We start from the raw sequence: 24,938 nt of genomic DNA on the forward strand, positions 1-24,938 counted from the left end.
GCGCAACTTGGCCCGCCGGAGCAGATGATCTCTCTGCCGTGGCGCTTCGCAAGGACCGTGAAATGAGCGAAATCGCACCCCAAAAACGGCGCATCCGCCCCGCGGCAATCGTCGTCCTGTTTTTAACCGTTGTCCTGACGGGCTGCCTGCTGGCGCTTGGAACATGGCAGGTTCAGCGCCTTTTCTGGAAACTTGACCTGATCGAGCGCGTTGACGCCCGCGCCCATGCCGAGCCCGTCAATGCTCCTGCCGCCAGCGAATGGCAGGCACTCACCGATCCCGCCGATTATGAATATCGCCGTGTGAAACTGTCCGGTACACTCCTCAACGACAAAGAGGTTCAGGTCTACACGGTCACGGATCTCGGCCCCGGTTATTGGATCATGACGCCGTTGCGGCGCGACGATGGCTCAAGCATCATCGTCAATCGCGGTTTCGTGCCCTCCGACCGGCGCGATCCATCCTTGCGCCAGGAAGGCGAACCGACCGGAAACGTCGAGATCGTCGGACTGATGCGCGCACCGGAAACCGGCGGGCTTTTCCTGAGGACCAACGACCCGGCAAATGGCCGTTGGTACTCCCGCAACATCCCGCAGATTTCACAGGCTTCCGGGCTCTCACAGGTCGCGCCCTTTTATGTCGACGCCGATGCAACCCCCAATCCGGGCGGGCTGCCAGTGGGCGGCAAGACCATGCTCACCTTCCCCAACAACCACCTCTCCTACGCCGTGACATGGTATATTCTGGCGGCCATGGTGGTGGCGGCCGGCTGGTATGTCATGCGCAATCTCAATGCGCCGAAATCAAAAAGGGATGCGGCGTGAACGGCCGGTTTTACCGGATGGTTCATAAAAGCACTTCCTTCTTCACGTTTTGCTGATCTATAACGACAGTTCGGCCTGACATTGCCCGTCGGCGCAATTTTGTTTCGGTGAGTTATGGCAAGAGCATTTCTTCTCGTTCTGGATTCCTTCGGTGTCGGCGGCGCACCTGACGCGGAGCACTATGGTGATCTTGGTGCAAATACGCTCGGCCATATCGCGGAATTCTGCGCGGCAGGTGCGGCGGATAGAGCCGGGCTTCGGGCCGGGCCGCTGAAGCTGCCGAACATGTGTTCGCTCGGCCTCATCGAGATCGCAAGGCAGGCAAGCGGCGACATTCCCGCTGGCATGGAGCCTCCCGAGCGGATTTTCGGTCTGCACGGCTCTGCCAGCGAAATCTCCAAGGGCAAGGACACCCCTTCAGGCCACTGGGAGATCGCCGGCACACCCGTGACGTTCGACTGGGGATATTTCCCGACGGAGGGCGACGCCTTTTCTCCGGAGCTGGTTGAGGCGATCTGCGAGGCGGCCGACATTCCCGGCATCCTCGGCAATTGCCACGCTTCCGGTACCGAGATCATCGCTGCGCTCGGTGAGGAACATATCAGGACCGGCAAGCCAATCTGCTACACTTCTTCCGATTCCGTGTTCCAGATCGCCGCCCATGAAACCCATTTCGGTCTTAAACGGCTTATCGCTCTCTGCGAAACGGTGCGCAAGCTGCTCGATCCGCTGAATATTGGCCGTGTCATCGCCCGCCCGTTCATCGGCGAGACGGTCGCGACCTTCGAACGCACCGGCAACCGCCGCGACTTCTCCGTTCTGCCGCCGGAGCCCACCCTGCTCGACCGGCTGGTGGAAGCGGGGCGCAAGGTGCATGCGATCGGCAAGATCGGCGACATCTATGCCCATCAGGGCGTGTCGCGGGTCATCAAGGCAAATGGCAACGCTGCCTTGATGGATGCGACGCTGCAGGCCATCGACGAAGCAGAAAACGGCGATCTCGTCTTCACCAACTTCGTCGATTTCGACATGCTTTACGGCCACCGCCGAGACGTAGCCGGTTATGCGGCGGCGCTGGAGGCCTTCGACGCGCGTATTCCGGAAATTCATCGCAAGATGGCGCCTGGCGATATAGCGCTTCTCACCGCCGACCATGGTTGCGATCCTACCTGGCGCGGCACGGACCATACACGCGAAAGGGTGCCAATCATGGCATTCGGCCCGGGCATCCGTTCCCGCGATGTCGGCATCCGTACAAGCTACGCCGATATCGGCGAAAGCATCGCTCACCATCTAGGCATTGACGCCGGTTCACACGGCAGGAGCTTCATTTGACATCGCATTTGCTGAAAGCGGAAATTCACTGCCACCTCGAAGGTGCGGCACCGCCTGCCCTCGTTGCCAGACAGGCGGAGAAATACGGCATAGACACCAGTGGCTTCCTGCGCGACGGCCAATATGTCTGGTCGGATTTTGCGCAATTCATCCAGTGCTACGATGCGGTGGCGCAGGTGTTCAAGACCGATGAGGACTATGCGGTCCTGACGGAAACCTATCTGACGGAACTGGCAGAGGCCAACACGATCTACAGCGAACTGATCATCTCGCCGGATCATGGCGACCGCATCGGGCTAGGTGCTGACGCCTATCTCGCCGGCGTTGCCGAGGGCATTCGCATCGCCAAGGACAAGACCGGCATCGAAACCCGCATCATCGTCACGGGCGAGCGGCATTTCGGCCCGGAGCGGGTGGTCGCGGCGGCTGAATATGCGGCGCGAGCCCGGCATCCGCTGGTAACCGGCTTCAACATGGCGGGCGAAGAGCGCATGGGCCGCGTTGCCGATTACGCCCGCGCTTTCGATATCGCCCGCGATGCGGGTCTTGGGCTGACGATCCATGCGGGTGAGGTTTGCGGGCCTGAAAGCGTTGCCGACGCGCTTGATCTCGTCAAACCGTCGCGTATCGGCCACGGCGTGCGCGCCATCGAGGATGCCGCTCTCATCTCCCGGCTGGTCGAGATGGGAACTGTTCTTGAGGTCTGCCCCGGCTCGAATATCGCGCTCCGCGTCTACCCCGATTTCGCCAGCCATCCGCTGAAAGCGCTGAGCGATGCCGGCGTGCGTGTCTGCATCAGTTCTGACGACCCGCCGTTCTTCTTCACCTCGCTTGCGCGGGAATATGCGCTCGCTGCGGAGGCTTTCGGTTTCAGTGATGCCGAGATCAACGGCATGACCCGCACCGCGCTGGAATGCGCCTTTGTGGACGAAGCCACCCGCGCGCGGCTGCTCGCCCGGATCGATCAGTCCTGAGCTGTGTTGACAGGGTAAAACCGCGAAGAAGGCTTGCGGAAAACGTGCTTTCGGTGAATTACAGGGCATAAGATAAAAAGGAAGGCCAGTTTCATGGACGGCGTCACAGTCATCGAACATCCGCTGGTGCGGCACAAACTCACCATCATGCGCAAGAAGGAAACTTCCACGGCCGGCTTCCGCCGTCTGCTGAGAGAGATTTCGACGCTGCTCTGCTACGAGGTGACGCGCGATCTTGAAATGACGATGGAAACCATCGATACGCCGCTCGAGACCATTCAGGCACCGGTGCTGGAAGGCAAGAAGCTGGTTTTCGCCTCCATTCTGCGCGCCGGCAATGGCCTTCTGGAAGGCATGCTCGAACTGGTGCCTTCGGCGCGCGTTGCCCATGTCGGCGTCTATCGCGACCACGACACGCTTGAAGCCGTCGAATATTATTTCAAGGCTCCCGAAAGCCTCGATGCCCGTCTGGTCATCGTTGTCGACCCCATGCTGGCGACCGGCAATTCCTCCATCGCCGCCGTGGAAAAGCTGAAGGAGCGTGGTGCGAAGAACATCCGCTTCCTGTGTCTGCTGGCAGCACCCGAAGGCATCAAGAATTTCCGTGAGGCGCATCCCGATGTGCCGATTTATACCGCAGCAATCGACAGGCACCTGAACGAAAAGGGATATATCGTTCCGGGCCTCGGTGATGCCGGTGACCGCATGTACGGCACCAAATAACACCGTTCATCATTGCTTAACCGTTTGAGCCATTCGCCGCACGTAACGCGGCGGATGGCTTTTTATTTTAAGATTTCAGTATGTTTTACGCCTATGCTGCACAGGGTTAACCTTTGCCCATGAGGAGCAATCACTTGCTGGCGCGTGCGATTTTTCTGCTTGTCGGTCTTTCGGTCAGCGCCACACAGATTCCCGCGCTGATGGAAAAATTCCAGCCACGCCCGGAAATCAGCGCGGCAAAATCCGGCGACACCGCCGAAGTTTCCAGACCGCAGCCGGTTTCACTGGGCAATATCAGTCTGAAGGCGGATGCACGCGGTCACTTCAATGCCACCTTCCGCATCAACGGCAAATCATTCGACGGGCTTGTCGATACCGGTGCTTCCATGGTGGCGATCAATGAGACAATGGCGCGCCGGCTCGGTTACGGCGTCAACAGCCTCGATTTCAAATATGCGATCTCGACAGCCAATGGGCAGACCCTGGCGGCGCATGTAAAACTCGACCGGGTGGAAATCGGCGCGATCCGCGTTCAGAATGTAGATGCCATGGTGTTGAAGGACAACGCGCTAAGCAGCATGCTGATCGGCATGAGCTTTCTGAAACAATTATCGTCCTTCAAGGTATCCGGTGGCGAGATGCGGCTGGTCAGGTGATCCGCTCAAGGATGGGTTCCGCGATTTCAGGGCCACTATCCGCAATACCGTAACAGTTCTCTATCCTCGTGATCGCACGTTCCGCGTCTTCTCCGGAAGCGGCGTGAACGACCGCGATCGGCTCGCCCTTCTTCACCCTTGCGCCGAGCGGCAGGATATCCGAAATACCGACGGCCGGATTGATGGTGTCCGATGGCTTTGTTCTTCCGCCGCCGAGTTCGACGACAACCATGCCGAGATCACGCGTCGCGCAGGATGCGAGCCAGCCGCTTCGTGCAGCGGGAACCGGGAGGATGACCGGCGCAGAGGCGAGGTAACGGGATGGATTCTCGACAAAATCCGACGGGCCGCCCAGTGCCGAAACCATTCGCGCAAAGACCTCCATGGCGTGACCGGAGGAAAGGGCCGCCGACGCCAGCGCCTCGCCCTCCTCCAGCGTTGCCGCTTTCCGAGCCTGCACCAGCATTTCCGCCGCGAAGGAAAGGACGACTTTTTCCAGACGGGTGCCGGCCTTGTGACCGGCCAGAAACGCCAGGCAATTGACGATTTCGACGGCATTGCCCGCCGCATCGCCAAGCGGCTGGTTCATGTCCGTTATCAGCGCCGTTGTCGGCAGGCCCGCACCAACAGCCACATCGACCAGCGCGCGCGCGAGAATGCGGGCGTCCTCCAGGCTTTGCATGAAAGCGCCGTTGCCGACCTTTACGTCGAGAACGAGCGTCTCAAGCCCAGCCGCGAGCTTCTTTGAGAGAATGGAAGCGGTAATCAGCGGAATGGAATCAACCGTCGCCGTCACATCCCTGATAGCGTAGAGGCGTTTATCTGCGGGGGCGAGATCGCCGGTCTGGCCGATGATGGCGCAGCCGACCGACTCCACCGTCCGGCGAAACAGAGCCTCGTCAGGCATGACATTATAACCGGGGATGGCTTCCAGCTTGTCGAGCGTGCCGCCCGTATGGCCAAGGCCCCTGCCGGAAATCATCGGTACTGCAAGACCGCAGGCGGCAACGATGGGAGCGAGCATCAGGGAGACATTGTCGCCGACACCACCGGTGGAATGCTTGTCCGCCACCGGCCTGCCAATATCGCGCCACGACAGCACATCGCCGCTCTCCCGCATGGCAAGCGTCAGCGCCACCATCTCGTCCCGGTTCATGCCACGGAAAAACACCGCCATGGCAAAAGCGGCCGCCTGGCCCTCCGATATGCCGTCTTTCGACAGCGCTTCGATGAACGCGGCAATCTCCTGCGGCGTTAGCGACTGGCCATCGCGTTTGCGGCGGATGATCTCCTGCGGGATCAAGCTCAATACCCGCTGGCGGCCTTGGCCGGTTCGCCACCGGCCAGCACGTTGAGCACATCATCGAGAATGCCCGAAGCGCCGAAACGGAAAGTGGATGGCATGGCCCAATTGGGAGCCATGATGGTTTCCGCCAGTCGCAGGTAAAGCGTCGCATCCTCCACCGTGCCGATACCGCCGGCGGGTTTGAAGCCGACTTTCTGCCGGCTATCGCGGATCGCCTGAAGCATGATGTCTGCCGCCTCCAGCGTGGCATTGATGGCAACCTTGCCTGTGGAGGTCTTGATGAAGTCAGCGCCCTCCGCGATGGCTATTTCGGAGGCGCGTCGGATCAAGGCCTTGTCCTTCAACTCGCCGGTTTCGAGAATGACCTTGAGCAGAACGGGCGCGACGCAAGCCTTGCGCACGGACGCTACCATTTCGGCCACCGCCGATTCATCACCTTCCATGAATTTACGATAGGGGATGACAAGATCGATTTCATCGGCACCGTCACGGATCGCTGCTTCGGTTTCCGCGACGACAGTCGCGACATCAAGATCGCCCGAGGGAAAATTGACGACGGTGGCGATGCGAATCCCGTGTTCTTTTCCGAAGGCAGCGCGGGCCTGCGCGACGAAACGCGGCCAGATGCAGATAGCGGCCGTGTTGCCAAACTCCGTATGCGCCCGCTGACACAGGGCAGCAATCTGCTGCGGCGTGCAGTCTTCCCTGAGATTGGTCAGGTCCAGCAAGGACAGAGTGAGGGCAGCCGCTTCGCGCGGACGCTGGAGTTCCATGGTCACGCTCCTCCTGAGATCATTTCTTTCAGAATAGCGGCAAGTCTCTTGCCGCCCACCGGAGCCATATCCTTGGTTTCCTCATGGCTCAGTTCCGCGCCGCTCATGCCGGCGCCGTAGTTGGTAATAACCGATGCGGCGGCAACGCGCATCCCGAAAAAGCGGGCAAGAATGACTTCCGGCACGGTGGACATGCCAACGGCATCCGCGCCGAGAAGCCGCGCCATGCGGATTTCCGCTGGCGTTTCGAAGCTCGGACCGGAAAACCACATATAGACGCCGCCAAACAAAGGCACCGTCGCGCGGATCGCGGCATTGCGCATGGCGAGCATCAGATCCGGATCGTAAGCCGTGGTCATGCCGACGAAGCGACGGTGGCTTTCTTCGCCGATTAGCGGATTCATGCCGGAATAGTTGATGTGATCGGTGATCTGCATGACGGAGCCGGGCGGCATATCCTGTCTCACCGAACCCGCCGAATTGGTGAGGATGAGCGATTGCACGCCGAGACCAGCCAGCGCCTCGATGACCGGGCGCATCGCCGCCGGATCGCCCTTTTCGTAGAAATGCACCCGGCCAGACAGCATCATGACGGGCTCGCCGCCGAGATAACCGGCCACCAGTTCTCCAGCATGGCCGGAAACGCCACCCGCGGGAAAGCCGGGAAGATCGGCATAGGGCACACGGATCGGGTCGCTGACTTCTTCCACCAGCGAGCCCAGCCCGGAGCCGAGGACGATGGCAACGCGCGGCATCAGGCCGTTCAGGCGCTCCACCAGAATATCGATCAAACCATCCATCATCAGGGCAGCTCGGTTTTGAAGACGGAGGGCAGCAGCTCCTCCATGGTCATGACCTTCTGAACGCCGGTTTCGTCGCAGAGATAAATCTTCGTCTCCGGCGTGGCGAATTCGGCAATCTTCTGGCGGCAGCCGCCGCAGGGAGAGCAGAGCGGCAGCTTTTCAGCGATCACGGCCACTTCGCTGATCTTTTTAGCTCCGCCCATGATCATGGCGCTGATGGCTGATGGTTCCGCGCACCAGCCCTGCGGGAAGGAGATGTTCTCAATATTGGCGCCCTTGTAGATTTTGCCGTCTTCGGCGCGGATTGCCGCACCGACGGGAAATTTCGAATAGGGCGCGTAGGCGAAAGTCATGGCCTCCACTGCGGCTTCGAACAGGGCGTGAGACTTTGGATCGGAGGACATGGGTTTAACGCTCCTTCGCATAGGCAACGCCACCGGCCTTGGGGGGCTTGGCGACGCCGATGAAACCGGCAAGCAGGATGCAGGTGAGGATATAGGGCATGGCCTGGAAAATCTGCACTGGCACCTCGCCGATGCCAGGCACGGATTTGCCCTGCATGAAATTGGCGAAAGCATCCAGAAAACCGAAAAGCAGGCAGGCGAACATGACCGGCACCGGCTTCCATTTCGCGAAAATCAGTGCCGCAAGCGCTATATAACCCTTACCAGCCGACATGTTGGCGATGAAGGCGGCCGACTGCGCGACAGCGAGATAGGCACCGGAAAAACCGCAGAGGAAACCGGCGACGATGACCGCGCGGTAGCGCATCCACGTCACCGAAATGCCCGCCGTATCGACGGCACCCGGATTTTCACCGACGGCGCGCAGGCGCAGGCCGAAACGGGTGCGGTAAAGTACCCACCACGACAGCGGCACCGCCAGGAAGGCGAGATAGGTGAGGATATTGTTGCCGGAAATGACGTTGGCATAAAGCGGTCCGATGTAGGGTACCTCGCGCATCGCATCCGCGCCGGGCAGGATGATCGGCGCAAAACGGCCCTCCCCCGGCAATTGCGGCGTGCGGCCGCCCTGCCCGAACCATGCCTGGCCGAGTACCACCGTCAGGCCGGCGGCGATGAAGTTGAGCGCCACGCCAGACACGATCTGGTTGCCACGATTGGTGATGACCGCGAAACCATGGATCAGCGAGAACGCGATAGAGACGCCAATGCCGGCCAGAAGACCGGCCCACGGGTTTGCGGTAAGATAGGCGACACAGGCGGAAGCGAAGGCCGCCGCCAGCATCTTGCCTTCAAGGCCGATGTCGAACACGCCGGCGCGTTCGGAAAACAGCCCGGCAAGTGCGGTGAAGAGCAGCGGGATGGTGAGGCGGATGGTCGAGCCGAGAATGCTGACCAGCATATCGAAAAAATCCATGTCAGCTCACCCCTTTGCCAGACGCTGGTAGATGTGGACGATCGCGGGCCGGTACATGTATTCAAGCGCACCGGCAAACAGGATCACCAGACCCTGGATGACCACGATCATCTCGCGGGTAATGTTGGGCATCTCAAAGGAAAGGTCTGCGCCGCCCTGATAGAGAATGCCGAACAGCAATGCCGAAAAGATGATGCCGAGCGGATGGCTTCGCCCCATCAACGAAACAGCGATACCAACGAAACCTGCACCACCGACGAACTCCACCTGCAGGCGGGCGGAAGCGCCCATGACCGGGTTCAGCGCCATCATGCCCGCCAGACCGCCGGAAATGAGCATGGCGATGATGACGGTGCGCGAATAGGGAATGCCGGCATAGATGGCTGCCGACGGGCTGACGCCCAGCGTGCGCATCTCATAACCCAGCTTGGTGCGCCAGATCAGCACCCAGACGAGAAAACACATGGCCAACGCAATGAGGAAAGACACGTTGAACGGCGCTGGGCCGAGCTTCAGACCAAATAGTGCCATCAGCCAGTCGAGCTTCGGCAATTGGCCACCCGGAAGAAAGGTGCGCGTTTCCGGCGCCATCTTCCCCGGCACGATCAGCACATTCACCAGCAGATAAACCATCAACGCCGCGGCGATGAAGTTGAACATGATGGTTGTGATGACGACGTGGCTGCCGCGCTTGGCTTGAAGCCAGGCCGGAATAAAGGCCCAGGCCGCGCCGAAGAGCGCCGCGCCGATGACGGCAAAGGGCATCGTCACATACCAGGGCACGTAACGGTCGAGCGCCAGCGCCACCAGCGCCGCACCCAGCCCGCCAATATAGGCCTGCCCTTCGGAGCCGATGTTGAACAGACCGGCATGGAAAGCCACGGCAACGGAGAGGCCGGTGAAGATGAAGCTCGTCGTGTAAAACAGAGTGAAGCCAATGGCGTCACCTCGGCCGAGAGCGCCCTCGATGAGCAGGCGAAGTGCCGCCAGCGGGCTTTCTCCAATCGACCACACGACGAGCCCGGAAATCAGAAAGGCGGTGACGACATTCAGCAGCGGCAGCAGGCCGTAGCTGATCCAGTTTGGCAGGGGGGTGGAAGCGGTACTCATTCATGCCTCATGCGGCGATGCCGGCCATCATCAGGCCCAGCGTCTGTTCTTCGGCTTCCGCCGTTTTTTCTCCAACGACCCGGCCCGCGAACATGACCATGATCCGGTCCGAAAGGGAACGGATTTCATCGAGTTCGACCGACACCAGCAAGATTGCCTTTCCAGCATCGCGCATTTCGATGATGCGGCGATGGATGAATTCGATCGCACCGATATCCACGCCACGGGTCGGCTGGCCGATGATCAACATTTTTGGATCCCGCTCGATTTCTCGGGCGACGACGATCTTCTGCTGGTTGCCGCCGGAAAAATTGGCGGTCTTCAGCTGCGGGTTCGGCGGGCGGATATCATATTTCTCGATCTTCTCGACCGCATCCCTGCGGATGGCCTCCGGGTTGAGGAAGGGGCCTTTTCCGTATCGTTCGTCATGATGATAGCCGAGGATGGAGTTTTCATATTCCTCGAATTTCAGCACCAGCCCCATGTGGTGACGATCCTCGGGGATATGCGCGAGGCCAAGCTTGCGCAAAATGGCCGGATCGGGGCGGTCCACCTTCTGCCCGTCCACCCATATTTCGCCGGATGAGGGCTTGCGGATACCGGCGATGGCCTCCAGCAGCTCCGACTGGCCATTGCCGGCAACACCGGCAATGCCAACGATTTCGCCAGCGCGGACATCAAGTGAAACGTCGTCCACCATTGTGACGCCACGGCTATCCTTGACGGTGAGATTGCGGATGGATAACAGCACCTCGCCCGGCGTCGTCTCGCCCTTTTCCACCCGGAGCAGCACGCGGCGGCCGACCATCAGTTCGGCCAGTTCCTCGACGCTGGTTTCGGAGGTCTTGCGGGTCGCCACCATCTCGCCGCGGCGCATGACGGAGACGGAATCCGTAATCGCCATGATTTCGCGCAGCTTGTGAGTGATGAGGATGATGGTCTTGCCCTGCTCGCGCAGTACGCCGAGGATCTTGAAAAGGTGATCGGCCTCGGCCGGCGTCAGAACGCCAGTCGGTTCGTCGAGGATCAGGATTTCAGCGCCACGATACATGGCTTTGAGGATTTCGACGCGCTGCTGCAGGCCAACAGGCAATTCCTCGATCACCGCGTCGGGGTCGACTTCCAGCCCGTAATCATCTTCCAGACGCTTCAGTTCCCTGCGCGCACCGGCCCGGCCTTTGGCCAGCAATGCGCCGCCCTCCGCGCCGAGCATCACGTTCTCAAGCACGGTGAAATTTTCCACGAGCATGAAGTGCTGATGCACCATGCCGATACCGGCATTGATGGCCGTCTGGCTGTCGCGGATCGAAACCGGCTTGCCATTCACGCGGATTTCACCGGCATCCGCCTGGTAAAAACCGTAGAGGATCGACATCAAGGTCGATTTTCCGGCACCGTTTTCCCCGATGATGCCGTGGATCGTACCCTTGGCAACGGTCAGATTGATATTTTTATTGGCGTGAACGGCACCGAATTTCTTGTCGATGCCCACGAGCTCGATTGCAGGGTCCATACTCAAACCGAAACCTCTCCGAAGGCTGGATATGAAAAGGGCGCAAGGTGAAAAATCACCATGCGCCCCAGTCAGATATCATATCATTTCGGGCAGGAATTGTCCGCCATGTAGTCATGAACCTTGATGGTGCCGGCAATGATGTCGGCCTTCGCCTTGTCTACAGCGGCAATCATCTCGGGCGTGATAAGAGCCTTGTTGTTGTCGTCGAGCGCGTAAGCCACGCCGTCTTCCTTGACGCCGAGTGCCACGATACCGGGCGTGAACTTGTCGTCCTTGGCATCCTTATAGGCGTTGTAAACGGCCAGATCGACGCGCTTGACCATCGAGGTCAGAACGGAGCCGGGATGCAGGTGGTTCTGGTTGGAATCGACGCCGATCGAGTACTTCTTGTTGTCGGCGGCGGTCTGGAGCACGCCGATACCGGTCGCGCCGGCTGCCGCGTAAATCACGTCCGCGCCCTGGTCGATCTGGTTCTTGGTGAGCTCGCCGCCGCGCACCGGGTCGTTCCAGGCAGCACCGGTGGTGCCTGTCATGTTCTGAAAGACTTCGATCTTGTCGTTGGCCGCCTTGGCACCCTGGGCGTAACCGCAGGCGAACTTGCGGATCAACGGAATGTCCATGCCGCCGATGAAGCCGACCTTGCCGGTCTTGGAAGCCATGCCTGCGAGGAGACCGACGAGGTAGGAACCTTCATGCTCCTTGTAGACGACCGAGCGAACATTCGGCAGTTCAACGACGGAATCGACGATGACGAACTTCGTGTCGGGGAATTCGGCGGCAACCTTTTCCATGGCCGAGGTCCAGGCGAAGGATACGGCAACGACCGGGTTGAAACCCTTGCTGGCGAAGTTGCGGATGGCCTGTTCGCCCTGCGTGTCGCTGGTCGGTTCGAAGTCGCGGAACTCGATGCCCGTTTCCGCCTTGAACTTTTCAGCGCCGGCCGCAGCGGCCTCGTTGAACGACTTGTCGAACTTGCCGCCCGTGCCATAGACCAGCGCCGGCTTGATATCCGCGGCAAGCGCGGAAGCCGACATTGCGGCAAGCGCAAAAAGCGTCAGAAGGGATTTTTTCATTGTGCAGCCCTGTTGTTGCAATTGATATTTTAAGGGTCCTCCCGCAATCCCGTTAACCGGGAGTGTCTGCGGAACCGCCAGCCGTGTTCCCGGCTGTGCTTGGCGCATATCCTTGCATGGCTCAATGAAAAATTCATCCGGTTTTTTTGACCCGGTGGAAAAACTTTAATCTGGCGTTTTTTTAGTCTTTCCACCGGGCAGAACTGCAAAAAATCTAGCCTATATTGCAGCTTACGCCGGTTCCCCTGAGCCCGCAGTAGCCGCCCGGGTTCTTGGCAAGATATTGCTGATGATAGTCCTCGGCATAATAAAATGTTTCAAGCGGGCCGATTTCGGTGGTGATGGCGCGGCCGTGACCGGCCTCATCCAGAGCCTGCTGAAAAGCATCACGCGCCTTCTGCGCCTGCTGCAACTGGCCTTCCGTCGTCGCATAAATGGCGGAACGATAGGTCGTGCCGACATCGTTGCCCTGCCGCATGCCCTGTGTCGGGTCGTGCTCCTCGAAGAATATTTTGAGCAGGCCTGACAGCGAGATCACGGCCGGATCGTAGACCACCTTCACCACCTCGGCGTGGCCCGTCTGGCCAGTCGTTGTTTCCTGGTAGGTAGGGTTTCGCGTAAAGCCACCGGCATATCCGACAGCAGTTACCCACACGCCCGGCGTTTTCCAGAACAGCCGCTCGGCGCCCCAGAAGCAGCCCATGCCGAGATAGATGATTTCCAGACCATCCGGATAAGGCCCCTTCAAAGGCCGGCCATTCACGAAATGGGCCTCCGGCACCGCGAGCGCTTCTTCACGGCCGGGCAGAGCCGTTTCTTCGGTCGGCATCGTCGTCTTTTTTGAAAGCGTATCGAACAGGAACATTCGGTCCTCCGTGCGGCCGGTTCCGCCGCGTCTTAAGGGTTCACATCTGCGGGGCGCAGGCTTTTACGCTGTCAGACTGTTGAGCGTCTCATTACTTTGCGCTTCCTGTAACCGGCCATCCAGCAAAGCAGGGATAACGCCAGGAAGAAGGCAAATGCAGGCACCCCCGACAGGGCATTTTCAATGAAGCGCCACGCTTCAGGGTGAATATAGTGAGCCAGGGTCGCTTCCACCATGGTGCGCGAGGCAGGAAGAAGATAGTTCCAGACCGACAGGATGCCGGTGATGTTGACCGAGGAGGTGGAAACCGAGCGGATCGAATCGAGCACACCGAGAAAAATCGCCGCAATGAGGAGAAGAAAGCTCAAAAACCGCAAAAAAGCTCTCATCAGGCATACCTCGGCTACGGCGCATCGTTTCGACAGCCACGTTTTAAAACATATATTGCATCGATAAAGCCGGGAAAACCGGTTTGCAACCGCGTCTAAAGACAGGAAATTGCCGACATTTCAAAAAACTGTCAGATTCGTGTTGATCCCTGCGAATTCATCGGTATATATCGCGCCGTTCCAGTGATTTGCATTTCTTCAAAACATGCAGATTTGAAAAAAGGACAGGTGGCCGAGTGGTTTAAGGCGCACGCCTGGAACGCGTGTGTGCGTGAAAGCGTACCGTGGGTTCGAATCCCACCCTGTCCGCCATTTCACCCGACGCTAGCCATTAAAACCAAGCCTCCTGCGTTCCCGCGCCATAGCGTGAAAGCCGCGTTTTACCGCTTCCACGAGCCTTGATGGCTATGCTTCCGCACAGACAGGGATTTCTTGCACTTTTTTGCTACCCTTACCGCTCTCTTGCGCCTTGCAGCAGGAAAAATCGCTCCTTATATACGCCGCATAACTGCAGCGAATACTGCAAATCCAAGTCAAGGAGCTGCTACAAGAATGCCTCACGGGGTTCCGGCAGCTCGCTTCAAGGAGAGAAGAGCATGGCAAAAGTAATCGGTATCGACCTTGGCACGACCAATTCCTGCGTCGCAGTGATGGACGGCAAGGACACGAAAGTAATTGAAAACGCGGAAGGTGCACGCACCACGCCGTCCATGGTGGCATTTTCCGACGATGGCGAACGCCTTGTCGGTCAGCCGGCCAAGCGCCAGGCTGTCACCAACCCGACCAACACCCTGTTTGCGGTCAAGCGCCTCATCGGCCGTCGTTATGAAGACCCGACCGTTGAGAAGGACAAGGCCCTCGTTCCCTTCGAAATCGTCAAGGGCGACAATGGCGATGCCTGGGTGAAGGCACAGGACAAGAACTATTCTCCCTCGCAGATTTCCGCGATGATCCTTCAGAAGATGAAGGAAACGGCTGAATCCTATCTCGGTGAGAAGGTCGAGAAGGCCGTCATCACCGTTCCGGCCTACTTCAACGACGCGCAGCGCCAGGCAACCAAGGATGCCGGCCGCATCGCCGGTCTTGATGTTCTGCGCATCATCAACGAGCCGACCGCGGCAGCACTCGCTTACGGCCTCGACAAGAAGGACGGCAAGACCATCGCCGTTTACGACCTTGGCGGCGGTACCTTCGATATTTCCGTTCTGGAAATCGGCGATGGCGTTTTCGAAGTGAAGTCCACCAACGGCGATACCTTCCTTGGTGGTGAAGACTTCGACATGCGTCTGGTCGAATATCTGGCCGGCGAGTTCAAGAAGGATCAGGGCATCGACCTGAAGAACGACAAGCTTGCCCTGCAGCGCCTTAAGGAAGCTGCCGAAAAGGCGAAGATCGAGCTGTCGTCCTCGCAGCAGACCGAAATCAACCTGCCGTTCATCACGGCTGACGCTTCCGGTCCGAAGCACCTGACGCTGAAGCTGACCCGTGCGAAGTTCGAAAGTCTGGTCGACGACCTGGTGCAGCGCACCGTTGCGCCTTGCAAGGCAGCGCTCAAGGATGCCGGCGTTTCCGCTTCCGAGATCGACGAAGTCGTTCTCGTCGGTGGCATGAGCCGCATGCCCAAGGTGCAGGAAGTCGTGAAGCAGCTGTTCGGCAAGGAGCCGCATAAGGGCGTGAACCCGGATGAAGTGGTTGCCATGGGCGCCGCCATCCAGGCTGGCGTTCTGCAGGGCGACGTCAAGGACGTTCTGCTGCTCGACGTGACCCCGCTGTCGCTCGGCATCGAAACGCTGGGTGGTGTCTTCACCCGTCTGATCGATCGCAATACGACGATCCCGACGAAGAAGAGCCAGACCTTCTCGACCGCCGAAGACAACCAGTCGGCCGTGACCATCCGCGTTTCGCAGGGTGAGCGCGAAATGGCGCAGGACAACAAGCTGCTCGGCCAGTTCGACCTCGTCGGCCTGCCGCCGTCGCCGCGCGGCGTTCCGCAGATCGAAGTCACCTTCGATATCGACGCCAACGGCATCGTGCAGGTTTCCGCCAAGGACAAGGGCACCGGCAAGGAACAGCAGATCCGCATCCAGGCTTCCGGTGGTCTCTCCGACGCCGACATCGAAAAGATGGTCAAGGACGCCGAAGCCAATGCTGAGGCCGACAAGAAGCGTCGTGCGGGCGTAGAAGCCAAGAACCAGGCAGAAAGCCTCATCCACTCCACCGAGAAGTCGGTGAAGGAATATGGTGACAAGGTTTCCGAGACCGACCGCAAGGCGATCGAAGACGCCATTGCCAGCCTGAAGACCGCGGTTGAAGCTTCCGAGCCTGACGCCGACGACATTCAGGCGAAGACCCAGACCCTCATGGAAGTGTCCATGAAGCTCGGTCAGGCCATCTATGAAGCGCAGCAGGCTGAGGCCGGCGATGCTTCTGAAGGCGGCAAGGATGACGTTGTCGACGCCGACTACGAAGAAATCAAGGACGACAAGAAGTCCGCATAACCGCGTGACTTTCCGTCTCCTGACAATTTATGCAAGACATCCGGCTGCCGCGTGCAGCCGGAAATCCATTTGCGGGGCTTGTTAACTGAATGGCGAAAGCAGACTTTTACGAAACACTCGGCGTCAGCAAGACTGCGGACGAAAAAGAGCTGAAAAGCGCCTTCCGCAAACTCGCGATGAAGTACCATCCGGACAAAAACCCTGATGATGCCGATTCCGAACGGAAATTCAAAGAAATCAACGAAGCATACGAAACGTTGAAGGACCCGCAGAAACGCGCGGCCTATGACCGTTTCGGCCACGCGGCCTTTGAAAATGGCGGCATGGGCGGCGGTGGCGGCTTTGGCGGCGGCGGTTTTGCCAATGGCGGCTTCTCGGATATTTTCGAAGACATCTTCGGCGAGATGATGGGTGGCGGACGTGCGCGCCGTTCCTCGGGCGGACGCGAGCGCGGTGCCGATCTTCGCTACAACATGGAAATCACGCTGGAAGAAGCCTTCACCGGCAAGACGGCGCAGATCAGGGTTCCGACTTCGATCACCTGCGACGTCTGTTCCGGCTCGGGCGCGAAACCCGGCACGCAGCCGAAGACCTGCGCCACCTGCCAGGGTTCCGGTCGCGTGCGGGCCGCACAGGGCTTCTTCTCGGTGGAGCGTACCTGCCCCACCTGCCACGGTCGCGGCCAGACGATTTCCGACCCGTGCGGCAAGTGCCACGGTCAGGGTCGCGTGACGGAAGAGCGTTCGCTCTCTGTCAACATTCCATCGGGTATCGAGGACGGCACACGCATTCGCCTGCAGGGCGAAGGCGAGGCCGGCATGCGTGGCGGTCCGGCGGGCGATCTCTATATCTTCCTGTCCGTACGTCCCCATGAGTTCTTCCAGCGCGATGGAGCCGATCTCTATTGCACCGTGCCGATCTCGATGACCACGGCAGCGCTTGGCGGCACTTTCGATGTCACGACGCTGGATGGTACGAAATCGCGGGTTACGGTTCCGGAAGGCACCCAGCCGGGCAAGCAGTTCCGTCTGAAGGGCAAGGGCATGCCGGTACTGCGTTCAGCGCAGACGGGCGACCTCTATATTCAGATTCAGATCGAGACGCCGCAGAAACTCAGCAAGCGCCAGCGCGAGCTGTTGCAGGAATTCGAGCAACTGTCTTCCAAGGAGAATAATCCGGAATCAACGGGCTTCTTTGCCCGGATGAAGGAATTCTTCGACGGCTGATCGCCGCCGCTCTCCAATTTCAGAAACGCCGCCATCCCTTGGGGACTGGCGGCGTTTTCGTTTTTGGTTCAGCCTGAAAAGCCGCCTTCTTCCAGATATTGCCGCTCCTCCGGGGTCGTTTCCCGCAACAGGATGTCGTTACGATGGGGAAAGCGACCAAAACGCTCGATGATCTCGCGATGTTCTTCGGCATGATGCAGATAAAGCCCACCAAGCGGCTGATTGAGACGGCACGCCCGATGCTGCGCCGCCAGATCCTCCGCGTGGGAAAAGGGCAGATAGAAGAAAACCCGCAAATCCTCACCCACCGCCTGATCATGCCCGCGCCTGATGGCTTCATCGGTCAGGAGCCGCGCCAGAGGATCGGTCGCATACATGTGCGCGGTGTCGCGAAAGCAGTTGCGCGGAAACTGATCCAGCAAAAGCATCAAGGCAAGGCTGCTTTCCGCGCCTTCCAGCCAGCCATCCAGTTCCCGCCTTGCGGCAGCGAAATGAGCATCACGGAAACGGTCGTGAAAATGACTGTCGAAGGCGGCATCCTTGTCGAACCATTTGTCGGGGCCGGCCTTCTTCCAGAAATCGACGATCTCGACGGCAAGTTTGGCGGTGTCGTTCTTCATCGTCTGCTCCCGTCAGTAGTGTGGCGGCCTTGTGATGGCAGGCGCGTCCAGCGATTGCTCCTCAAGGCTCAGGAAGCGCTCTGTCAGGCGGTCGAGCTTGGCGCGGGTCTGTTCAACAACCTTCCACTGCTCCGCCAGCTGGTCGGATAACTCCTCTATCACCTTCACCTGATGGGCGACCGCCTCCTCCAACGCAATGATCCTTTTTTCGGTTTCCGACGTCATGGTGACCTCTCTTTCCCGCCCTTCCTTGGGCTTAAAAGTGTGTGAGTCAACCATATGTCACTTTCGTGAAGCGAATTCGTTGCGTCGATCCCGGCATAAAAAAACCGGCGATGTCACCATCGCCGGTATCTAAAGTTTGATATCGCTCAGTCTTCTTCTACGAAAACCTCTTCGCGCTTCTTCTTCACGCTGGGCAGGAAGACGACGATCAGCACGGCCAACGCGATGAAAAGCAGGGTGGCGCTGATCGGCCGGGTGACGAAGGTCGATGGGTCGCCACGTGACAGGATCATGGCACGCCGCAGGTTTTCCTCCAGCAGCGGACCAAGCACGAAACCTAGAAGCAGTGGGGCAGGCTCGCAACGCAGTTTCACCAGCACGTAGCCGATGAAGCCGAAGAAGGCGACGGCGTAGAGATCGAAGACGTTGGAATTGACGCTGTAAACCCCGATGGCGCAGAAGGCCATGATGATCGGGAACAACACGTAATAAGGCACCGTCAGCAGCTTCACCCACAGCCCGATCAAAGGCAGGTTGAGGATGACCAGCATCAGGTTGCCGATCCACATGGAGGCGATGATGCCCCAGAACAGCGCCGGCTGCTCGGTTGCGACGTTCGGACCGGGCACGATGCCCTGAATGATCATGGCCCCGATCATCAGCGCCATAACTGGGTTGGCGGGAATGCCGAGGGTGAGCAGCGGGATGAAGGAGGTCTGAGCACCGGCATTGTTGGCCGATTCCGGACCGGCAACCCCGGCAACCGCGCCGTGCCCGAATTCTTCCGGGTTCTTGGAGACGCGTTTCTCCACGGTGTAGGAGGCAAAGGCGGCAAGGATCGCCCCGCCACCCGGCAGGATGCCGAGAGCCGAACCAATGGCGGTGCCACGCAGCACCGGTCCGATCATGCGCTTGAAATCCTCCTTCGACGGCATCAGGCTGCTTACCTTGGCGATCAGCACCGAACGGGTCCGCTCGTTTTCGAGATTGCGCAGGATTTCGGCGATACCGAAAACGCCGACCGCAACAGCCACGAAGTTAAGACCATCGGCATATTCGCGGATACCGAGGGTGAAGCGCGGCGTGCCGCTGTAAATATCGGTGCCGACGAGCCCGAGCAGCAGGCCGAGTACGACCATGGCCAGCGCCTTGACGATGGAGCCATGGGCAAGGGCGATGGACGAGACGAGGCCAACGACCATCAGCGAGAAATATTCGGCCGCGCCGAATTCCAGCGCGATCGCGGTCAAGGGTGGTGCGAAGATCGCCACCAGGAAGGTGGATACCGTGCCCGCAAAGAAAGAGCCGATGGCGGCGATGGCGAGAGCGGCACCCGCCTTGCCCTTGCGTGCCATCTGATAGCCATCGATTGCGGTGACGGCTGATGACGATTCACCCGGCATATTGATCAGGATTGCCGTGGTCGAGCCGCCATATTGTGCGCCGTAATAAATGCCGGCGAGCATGATCAGCGACGAGACCGGTTCGAGCTGAAAGGTGATTGGCAGCAGCATGGCAATGGTCGCCGTCGCGCCGATACCGGGCAGCACACCGATCAAAGTACCAAGCAGCACGCCGATCAAGCAGAAGAACAGGTTTGCCAGCGATGAGGCGGTGACGAAACCGAGAGCAAGATTATCGAGCAGATCCATCGCAGCACCTCAAAATTTAAGCCAGGGGCCGAAGCGCTGGAACGGCAGGCCGAGACCGTAGTTGAAAACAGCGACGGAAAAGACCGTGATAGCCGCGGAAAGAATGATCGCCATGAGTGGACTCATCTTGTGCGAGGCGAAGGAGGCGATGAGCGCGCTGAAAAACAACGCTGGCACAAAGCCAAGACCCCGGACCGTGAAACCGAAGAAGATCGGCGCCGGCAGGATGAAAAATATTCCACGCCATGCGATTGCTCCGATCCCTTCCCCGGCCGGGCGGGCCGACCGCAGGAAGATGACGCCGCCGAGCAGGATCAAGATGATTGCCAGAACCAGCGGGAAATAGCCCGGCCCCATGCGAAAAGCGGTTCCGATCTCCAGCCCATAGGACTGCAAGGCGAAAAAGACGCCAAGCCCCATGAAAATCGCCCCGCAGATCGCCTCGGCAGGGTCATTAAATAAAGACTTCATGAAAGATGCCCCTCCATCGCGGCCGGCGCCACACCGGTCCGCCTGTTGAAATGATCACGGCCGACCGGCGGCGAGATACCGCCGGTCCTTCCGCGTTCATCAGTCGGCATATTGGCCGGCAGCTTCGATCACCGGCTTCCAGCGGGCGATTTCGCTTTCAAGCTTGGCCTTCAGCGCCGCCGGCGTTGCATCGCTTTCCGACGAAGGCGTGGTGCCGAGTTCGGCAAAGCGGGCCGCGACATTCTTGTCCTTCAGCGCCACCTGCAGCGACTTGGAGAGCTTTTCGTTGATTTCGGCAGGTGTGCCCTTCGGCGTGTAGATACCGTGCCAGATACCCACCTCAAGCTTCGGCAGGCCCGCTTCAACGACGGTGGGCACGTCAGGCAAAACGTCCAACCGCTTCGGCGTGGTCACGGCATATGCTTTGACGGTTCCGCCCTGGATCTGCTTGGTGGTGTTGGTGGTCTGGTCGCACATGATATCGACCTGGCCGCCGAGCAGATCGGTCATTGCAGGACCTGTGCCCTTGTAGGGGACGGTGACCAGTGGGGTCTCGATGGCGCTCATGAACAGCATGCCGCACAGATGCGAAGCGGCGCCGATGCCGGCATTGGCAACGGTTACCTTGTCCTTGTTCGCCTTGGCGTAATCGATCAGCCCCTTGAGGTCCGTGGTTTCAAGGTTCTTGCGCGACAGGATGGTCATCGGCACTTCGGTGACCAGACCGACATATTCGAAAGCGTTCGTCGTATCGTAAGCGAGCTTGCGATAGAGCGTGGCGCTGGTCGCCATGCCGATATGGTGGAGAAGGATGGTGTAACCATCGGGATCAGCGGAGGCGACGCGGCCGGCGCCAAGCGTGCCGCCAGCACCGCCGACATTTTCAACGATGATCTGCTGGCCGAGATCCTTCGACATGGATTCAGCCACAAGGCGCGCGACCGTATCCGTCGGACCACCGGCGGCAAACGGCACCACCATGGTAATGTTTCGCTCGGGATAGTTCTGAGCGGATGCGGACAGCGCAAAAAGGGAAACGGCAGCGGCGGCAGCAAGGCCGGTAACTGTCTTCAGTATTTTCATCGATTCCTCCCGGATGAAAATGATCGCCACTTCAGCCGCGCATGCTCCTCCATGGCGGCCGGGGTGACGATATTTGCGATCCGGGATTGCCGTTCAGCAACGGCGGTCTCATTGCAGCGTCCACTTTTATCGCCGTCGTGAATGGTAATGGGTGGATTTCAACCCATAGGGCTTTATCTATGGGTGGAAATCCACCCATCAGACCTCTGTCATGTGCCGATGCAACCCGTATTTCTGCATTTTTTCGTAAAGCGTTTTGCGTGAAATACCGAGGCTCTCATAGACGGATTTGAGATTTCCGCCATGCACGGCGATGGCGTGCGCGATCAGGCTTTTTTCATAAGCGGCAACCCGCGGCGCCAGCGTCGAGGTGCCGTCATCATGAAGCGCCAGCGACATCTCGGACACATCGCTTTCCAGACCGAGCACGAAACGATCCGCGGCATTGCGCAATTCCCGCACGTTGCCCGGCCATTCCCGCAGCGAAACGGCAGAAAGCAGATGCTGCGGCACGTCCATATCTTCCCGCCCGAAGCGGGCTGCTGCCTCTCGCACCAGATGCAGGAAGAGCAGCGGTATGTCCGCACTCCGCTGCGAAAGCGACGGCACGAGAAGCGTCGCCACGTTCAGGCGATACAGAAGATCGGCACGGAACCGGCCGGCAGCGACTTCCTGCTCCAGATCGACCTTGCTGGTGGCGATGAAGCGCACATCGAGCTCGACCGTCTCATTGGAGCCGAGGCGGGTAATTACCCGCTCCTGTAAGACCCGCAGGAAGCGCCCCTGCAACTCGAAGGGCATGGAGCCAATTTCATCCAGGAGAATGGTCCCGCCGCGGGCATGTTCGAACTTGCCATAACGTGAACGCAGCGCGCCCGGAAATGCGCCGGCCTCATGGCCGAACAATTCGCTTTCGATCAGCGTCTGCGGAAGAGCAGCGCAATTGATCGCGACGAAGGGCCGGTTGGCTCTGGCGCTGATATCATGCAGCGCCCGCGCCACGACCTCCTTCCCCGCCCCCGTATCGCCGACGATCAGCGTATCGGCATCCGTCGCGCCAATGGCGCGGATGCGGTATCGCAGATCGACCATCACCTGAGTTCTGCCGGGCAAACGCGTTTCTAGATCGTCATGTTTGCCGGCCACGGCCTTCAGGCGGCGATTTTCGAGCACCAGCGCCCGCCGGTCATTGGCTCTTTTGATGATGCCGGCGAGATATTGCGGCGTGAAGGGCTTTTCGATGAAGTCATAAGCACCGTTGCGCATGGCGTTAACGGCAAGCTGAACATCGCCATGGCCCGTCATCAGGATGACAGGTATTTCCGGGTCAAGCTCGCGCACCTTCTGCAGCAGCGTCATGCCATCCATGACGGGCATGCGGATATCACTGACCACAACCCCGTCGAAGCTGTAGCCGATAAGCTCCAGCGCATGTTCGGCACTCGCCAGCATCGTTACGGCAAAACCCGAAAGCTCGAGTGCCTGCGCGGTGGAAAAGCGCAGCTCCTCTTCGTCATCGATCAACAGCACGCGCGAGGTGGTCATTCCGCAGCTGCCTCCAATCGCCAGTCGGCGGCCGGCAATTCGATCTCGAATTCCGCGCCGCCGTCTTCATGATTTCTCACCCGCAGCTGGCCGCCGAAATCCTTGATGATATTGTAGGAGATGGAAAGACCAAGACCGAGGCCGCGGCCCACACCCTTGGTGGTGAAGAACGGGTCGAAGATGCGTTCCGAAATCGCCGCCGGCACGCCGGGGCCATGGTCGCGAATGACAATCGATACCGCCTGACCATGTTGCAAGGCCTGCAGAGAGATGCGGCGGTCTTCGCGCCCTTCCACAGCATCGGCAGCATTGGAAATGATGTTGACGAGTACCTGCTGCAGCCGCACCGACCCGGCTTTCACCGCAAGCGGCACCGGGCCAAGATCGACATCCAGCATTGCATCGGCGGCCTTCAGCCGCGCACCGACGATTTCGAGCGTATCGCGAAGTACGGTTTCCAGCCCCACCGCTGCCGTTTTCTCGTTGGGCTTGCGGGCAAAATTCCTCAGATGTTTGCTGATCGACGCCATACGATCAATCAGGCCGGAAATGCGCCTGAGATTTTCCGTCACCTCTTCCAGACGCCCACGCTCCACCAGAAGCGAGGCGTTTTCAGCATAGTTCTTGGCGGCTGCCAGCGGCTGGTTGAATTCATGAGACAACGCCGCCGACATCTGCCCCAGTGCCGCTAGCTTGCCCGCCTGCACCAGATCGTTCTGCATCTTGCGCAACTGCTTTTCCGTCTGGCGGCGTTCGGCGATTTCGTGTTCGATTTCCTGATTGACCCGCGCCAGATCGGCCGTGCGCTCCTCCACCCGGCGCTCCAGCTCCGCCTGCGCCTCCGCCTGATGCGTCAGCCGTTCGCGCAGACGCCGTCGTCTCTGCAGCATGACGGCAACCAGCGCTGCTGCGAGGCACAGGCAGAGAATGATGGCAATCATTGCCGTCTTGATCTGCGTGCGCAGCGAACCCGTATCCATCAGCACGCTGACGGTCCAGCCCGCATCCGGCATCGGCTGCGACAGGACCATATACTCCCTCTCGCCATCATTTTGGGTGATCGTCATCAGCCGGTGCGAGCCGAAATTGCCATTTTTCAGCGGCAGTTCCGTGAGGGTCGCATTGGCATAGCGGCGGGAGGCTTCAGTGCGCGCCAGCCTCTCCGGCGTCAGCGGCATCAGGCCCGAATAAAGCCATTGCGGTGTACCGGTCATGAAGATGATGCCTTCCGGATCCGAAACCAGAATGCGGTTTTCGCCATCACCGAAAGACGCCTCTATGCCTTCAATATCCACCTTGAAAACGATGACACCCTTGATCTCTTCATTGAAGAGAATCGGCGCAGAGAAATAATAACCACGCTTGTGGGAGGTGGTGCCGAGCGCAAAAAAGCGCGACTGGAAACCCTTGGCAGCATCCTGAAAATAGGGCCGGTAACTGAAGTTCTCGCCCACGAAACTCGTCGGCCCATCGTAATTGCTGGCCGCGATGGTCTCCCCATCCAGCGTGATGATATAGATATCGGAGGATTCCAGCAGGGTGTTGATGGATTTGAGATAGACATTGGCGCGCTGGCGCAGGGTTTCATCCTTCGGATGCGCGACCAGTTCCTCAATGTCATCATGATCGGCAATCAGCGCGGGAAGTGGCTCATAGCGGCTCAAGAGCCCGCCGAGTGCCGAGACGGCGAGCCGGAGCGTCGTGCGGCCCTGATCGGACATTTCGTCGAAATAGCTTTCCGCGATGATGCCGCCGCCTCTGGTCACGGCGCCATAGCCGAGACCGAGGCCGAGAAATATCAACAAAACCCAGCGATATTTCACCGAAACTCCCCTCCTGCTGCGGGCCACAAACCCACTCTCCCTGAAAGAGTGTAGGAGGAGCGGCGGAA

The 24,938-nt window shown here is 59.4% G+C and carries 24 protein-coding genes and 1 tRNA gene; 8 read left to right on the forward strand and 17 right to left on the reverse strand.

Going from position 1 to position 24,938, the window contains the following annotated elements:
- Window positions 1-62: 62 nt before the first annotated feature.
- The 5 genes from ACFVTJ_RS16425 (at window position 63) to ACFVTJ_RS16445 (ending at window position 4,512) form a co-directional block, all read left to right on the forward strand.
- Window positions 63-824 carry an SURF1 family protein gene (locus ACFVTJ_RS16425; RefSeq protein WP_386909105.1) on the forward strand — a complete coding sequence of 254 codons (762 nt, stop codon included), beginning with the start codon at window positions 63-65 and terminating at the stop codon, window positions 822-824.
- Window positions 825-938: 114 nt separating this feature from the next.
- Window positions 939-2,159 (forward strand): phosphopentomutase, encoded by a 1,221-nt coding sequence (locus tag ACFVTJ_RS16430; protein WP_386909107.1) that lies wholly within the window; start codon window positions 939-941, stop codon window positions 2,157-2,159.
- Window positions 2,156-3,133, forward strand: a complete 978-nt coding sequence (locus tag ACFVTJ_RS16435; RefSeq protein ID WP_386909109.1) for an adenosine deaminase — start codon at window positions 2,156-2,158, stop codon at window positions 3,131-3,133. Before ACFVTJ_RS16430 ends, ACFVTJ_RS16435 begins: the two co-directional genes overlap by 4 nt.
- Window positions 3,134-3,226: 93 nt before the next feature.
- Complete coding sequence (gene upp, locus ACFVTJ_RS16440) at window positions 3,227-3,856, forward strand: uracil phosphoribosyltransferase (RefSeq protein WP_004439188.1); 630 nt, start codon at window positions 3,227-3,229, stop codon at window positions 3,854-3,856.
- Window positions 3,857-3,990: 134 nt separating this feature from the next.
- Entirely contained in the window at window positions 3,991-4,512 is a 522-nt protein-coding gene (locus tag ACFVTJ_RS16445; protein WP_386909111.1) for a TIGR02281 family clan AA aspartic protease, read from the forward strand.
- Here ACFVTJ_RS16445 and deoA read toward each other — a convergent pair.
- The 10 genes from deoA to ACFVTJ_RS16495 form a co-directional block, all read right to left on the reverse strand.
- Window positions 4,505-5,821, reverse strand: coding sequence for a thymidine phosphorylase (deoA, locus tag ACFVTJ_RS16450; protein WP_386909113.1), 1,317 nt, complete (start codon window positions 5,819-5,821; stop codon window positions 4,505-4,507). The two genes, ACFVTJ_RS16445 and deoA, sit on opposite strands and share 8 nt — an antisense overlap.
- The gene (gene deoC / locus ACFVTJ_RS16455) at window positions 5,818-6,591 is read right to left on the reverse strand and encodes a deoxyribose-phosphate aldolase (protein WP_386909115.1); all 774 of its coding nucleotides are present in this window, start codon (window positions 6,589-6,591) and stop codon (window positions 5,818-5,820) included. Before deoC ends, deoA begins: the two co-directional genes overlap by 4 nt.
- 2 nt (window positions 6,592-6,593) lie before the next feature.
- The gene (locus ACFVTJ_RS16460; protein WP_386909117.1) at window positions 6,594-7,394 is read right to left on the reverse strand and encodes a purine-nucleoside phosphorylase; all 801 of its coding nucleotides are present in this window, start codon (window positions 7,392-7,394) and stop codon (window positions 6,594-6,596) included.
- Entirely contained in the window at window positions 7,394-7,798 is a 405-nt protein-coding gene (locus tag ACFVTJ_RS16465) for a cytidine deaminase (RefSeq protein ID WP_386909119.1), read from the reverse strand. Before ACFVTJ_RS16465 ends, ACFVTJ_RS16460 begins: the two co-directional genes overlap by 1 nt.
- Before the next feature lie 4 nt (window positions 7,799-7,802).
- Window positions 7,803-8,774: an ABC transporter permease gene (locus ACFVTJ_RS16470; protein WP_386909121.1), complete on the reverse strand. Its 972-nt coding sequence runs from the start codon at window positions 8,772-8,774 to the stop codon at window positions 7,803-7,805.
- Between the two features lie 6 nt (window positions 8,775-8,780).
- On the reverse strand, window positions 8,781-9,884 hold the full coding sequence (locus ACFVTJ_RS16475) for an ABC transporter permease (RefSeq protein ID WP_386909123.1): 1,104 nt from the start codon (window positions 9,882-9,884) through the stop codon (window positions 8,781-8,783).
- A 7-nt stretch (window positions 9,885-9,891) separates the two neighbouring features.
- Entirely contained in the window at window positions 9,892-11,397 is a 1,506-nt protein-coding gene (locus ACFVTJ_RS16480; RefSeq protein ID WP_386909247.1) for an ABC transporter ATP-binding protein, read from the reverse strand.
- 83 nt (window positions 11,398-11,480) lie between these two features.
- Window positions 11,481-12,473: a BMP family protein gene (locus ACFVTJ_RS16485; protein ID WP_386909125.1), complete on the reverse strand. Its 993-nt coding sequence runs from the start codon at window positions 12,471-12,473 to the stop codon at window positions 11,481-11,483.
- Window positions 12,474-12,687: 214 nt separating this feature from the next.
- A complete protein-coding gene (gene msrA, locus ACFVTJ_RS16490) occupies window positions 12,688-13,338 on the reverse strand; it encodes a peptide-methionine (S)-S-oxide reductase MsrA (RefSeq protein WP_386909127.1) in 651 nt (216 codons plus the stop codon).
- A 71-nt stretch (window positions 13,339-13,409) separates the two neighbouring features.
- Window positions 13,410-13,727: a hypothetical protein gene (locus ACFVTJ_RS16495; RefSeq protein WP_386909129.1), complete on the reverse strand. Its 318-nt coding sequence runs from the start codon at window positions 13,725-13,727 to the stop codon at window positions 13,410-13,412.
- A 222-nt stretch (window positions 13,728-13,949) separates the two neighbouring features.
- Between ACFVTJ_RS16495 and ACFVTJ_RS16500 the strand changes: the two genes are divergently transcribed.
- The 3 genes from ACFVTJ_RS16500 (at window position 13,950) to dnaJ (ending at window position 17,451) form a co-directional block, all read left to right on the forward strand.
- A tRNA-Ser gene (locus ACFVTJ_RS16500) sits at window positions 13,950-14,039 on the forward strand.
- Between the two features lie 284 nt (window positions 14,040-14,323).
- Entirely contained in the window at window positions 14,324-16,225 is a 1,902-nt protein-coding gene (dnaK, locus tag ACFVTJ_RS16505; RefSeq protein ID WP_035219639.1) for a molecular chaperone DnaK, read from the forward strand.
- 89 nt (window positions 16,226-16,314) lie between these two features.
- On the forward strand, window positions 16,315-17,451 hold the full coding sequence (dnaJ, locus tag ACFVTJ_RS16510) for a molecular chaperone DnaJ (RefSeq protein WP_004439156.1): 1,137 nt from the start codon (window positions 16,315-16,317) through the stop codon (window positions 17,449-17,451).
- 68 nt (window positions 17,452-17,519) lie between these two features.
- Here the strand turns inward: dnaJ and ACFVTJ_RS16515 are convergent, their stop codons facing one another.
- From ACFVTJ_RS16515 to ACFVTJ_RS16545, 7 genes are all read right to left on the reverse strand, one after another.
- The gene (locus ACFVTJ_RS16515) at window positions 17,520-18,071 is read right to left on the reverse strand and encodes a DUF924 family protein (protein WP_386909132.1); all 552 of its coding nucleotides are present in this window, start codon (window positions 18,069-18,071) and stop codon (window positions 17,520-17,522) included.
- Between the two features lie 12 nt (window positions 18,072-18,083).
- A complete protein-coding gene (locus tag ACFVTJ_RS16520; protein WP_386909134.1) occupies window positions 18,084-18,296 on the reverse strand; it encodes a SlyX family protein in 213 nt (70 codons plus the stop codon).
- A gap of 146 nt (window positions 18,297-18,442) precedes the next feature.
- Window positions 18,443-19,948 (reverse strand): tripartite tricarboxylate transporter permease, encoded by a 1,506-nt coding sequence (locus ACFVTJ_RS16525; RefSeq protein WP_386909136.1) that lies wholly within the window; start codon window positions 19,946-19,948, stop codon window positions 18,443-18,445.
- 9 nt (window positions 19,949-19,957) lie between these two features.
- The gene (locus tag ACFVTJ_RS16530) at window positions 19,958-20,419 is read right to left on the reverse strand and encodes a tripartite tricarboxylate transporter TctB family protein (RefSeq protein WP_173985996.1); all 462 of its coding nucleotides are present in this window, start codon (window positions 20,417-20,419) and stop codon (window positions 19,958-19,960) included.
- Window positions 20,420-20,518: 99 nt separating this feature from the next.
- A complete protein-coding gene (locus ACFVTJ_RS16535; protein WP_386909138.1) occupies window positions 20,519-21,502 on the reverse strand; it encodes a tripartite tricarboxylate transporter substrate-binding protein in 984 nt (327 codons plus the stop codon).
- 198 nt (window positions 21,503-21,700) lie between these two features.
- Window positions 21,701-23,047: a sigma-54-dependent transcriptional regulator gene (locus tag ACFVTJ_RS16540; RefSeq protein WP_386909140.1), complete on the reverse strand. Its 1,347-nt coding sequence runs from the start codon at window positions 23,045-23,047 to the stop codon at window positions 21,701-21,703.
- Window positions 23,044-24,870 carry an ATP-binding protein gene (locus ACFVTJ_RS16545; RefSeq protein ID WP_386909142.1) on the reverse strand — a complete coding sequence of 609 codons (1,827 nt, stop codon included), beginning with the start codon at window positions 24,868-24,870 and terminating at the stop codon, window positions 23,044-23,046. The genes ACFVTJ_RS16540 and ACFVTJ_RS16545 overlap by 4 nt, the downstream gene beginning before the upstream one ends.
- Between the last annotated feature and the right edge of the window lie 68 nt (window positions 24,871-24,938).

Origin of the sequence: Agrobacterium sp. NPDC058088 (assembly GCF_042885035.1) — a bacterium.
GTDB lineage: Bacteria > Pseudomonadota > Alphaproteobacteria > Rhizobiales > Rhizobiaceae > Agrobacterium.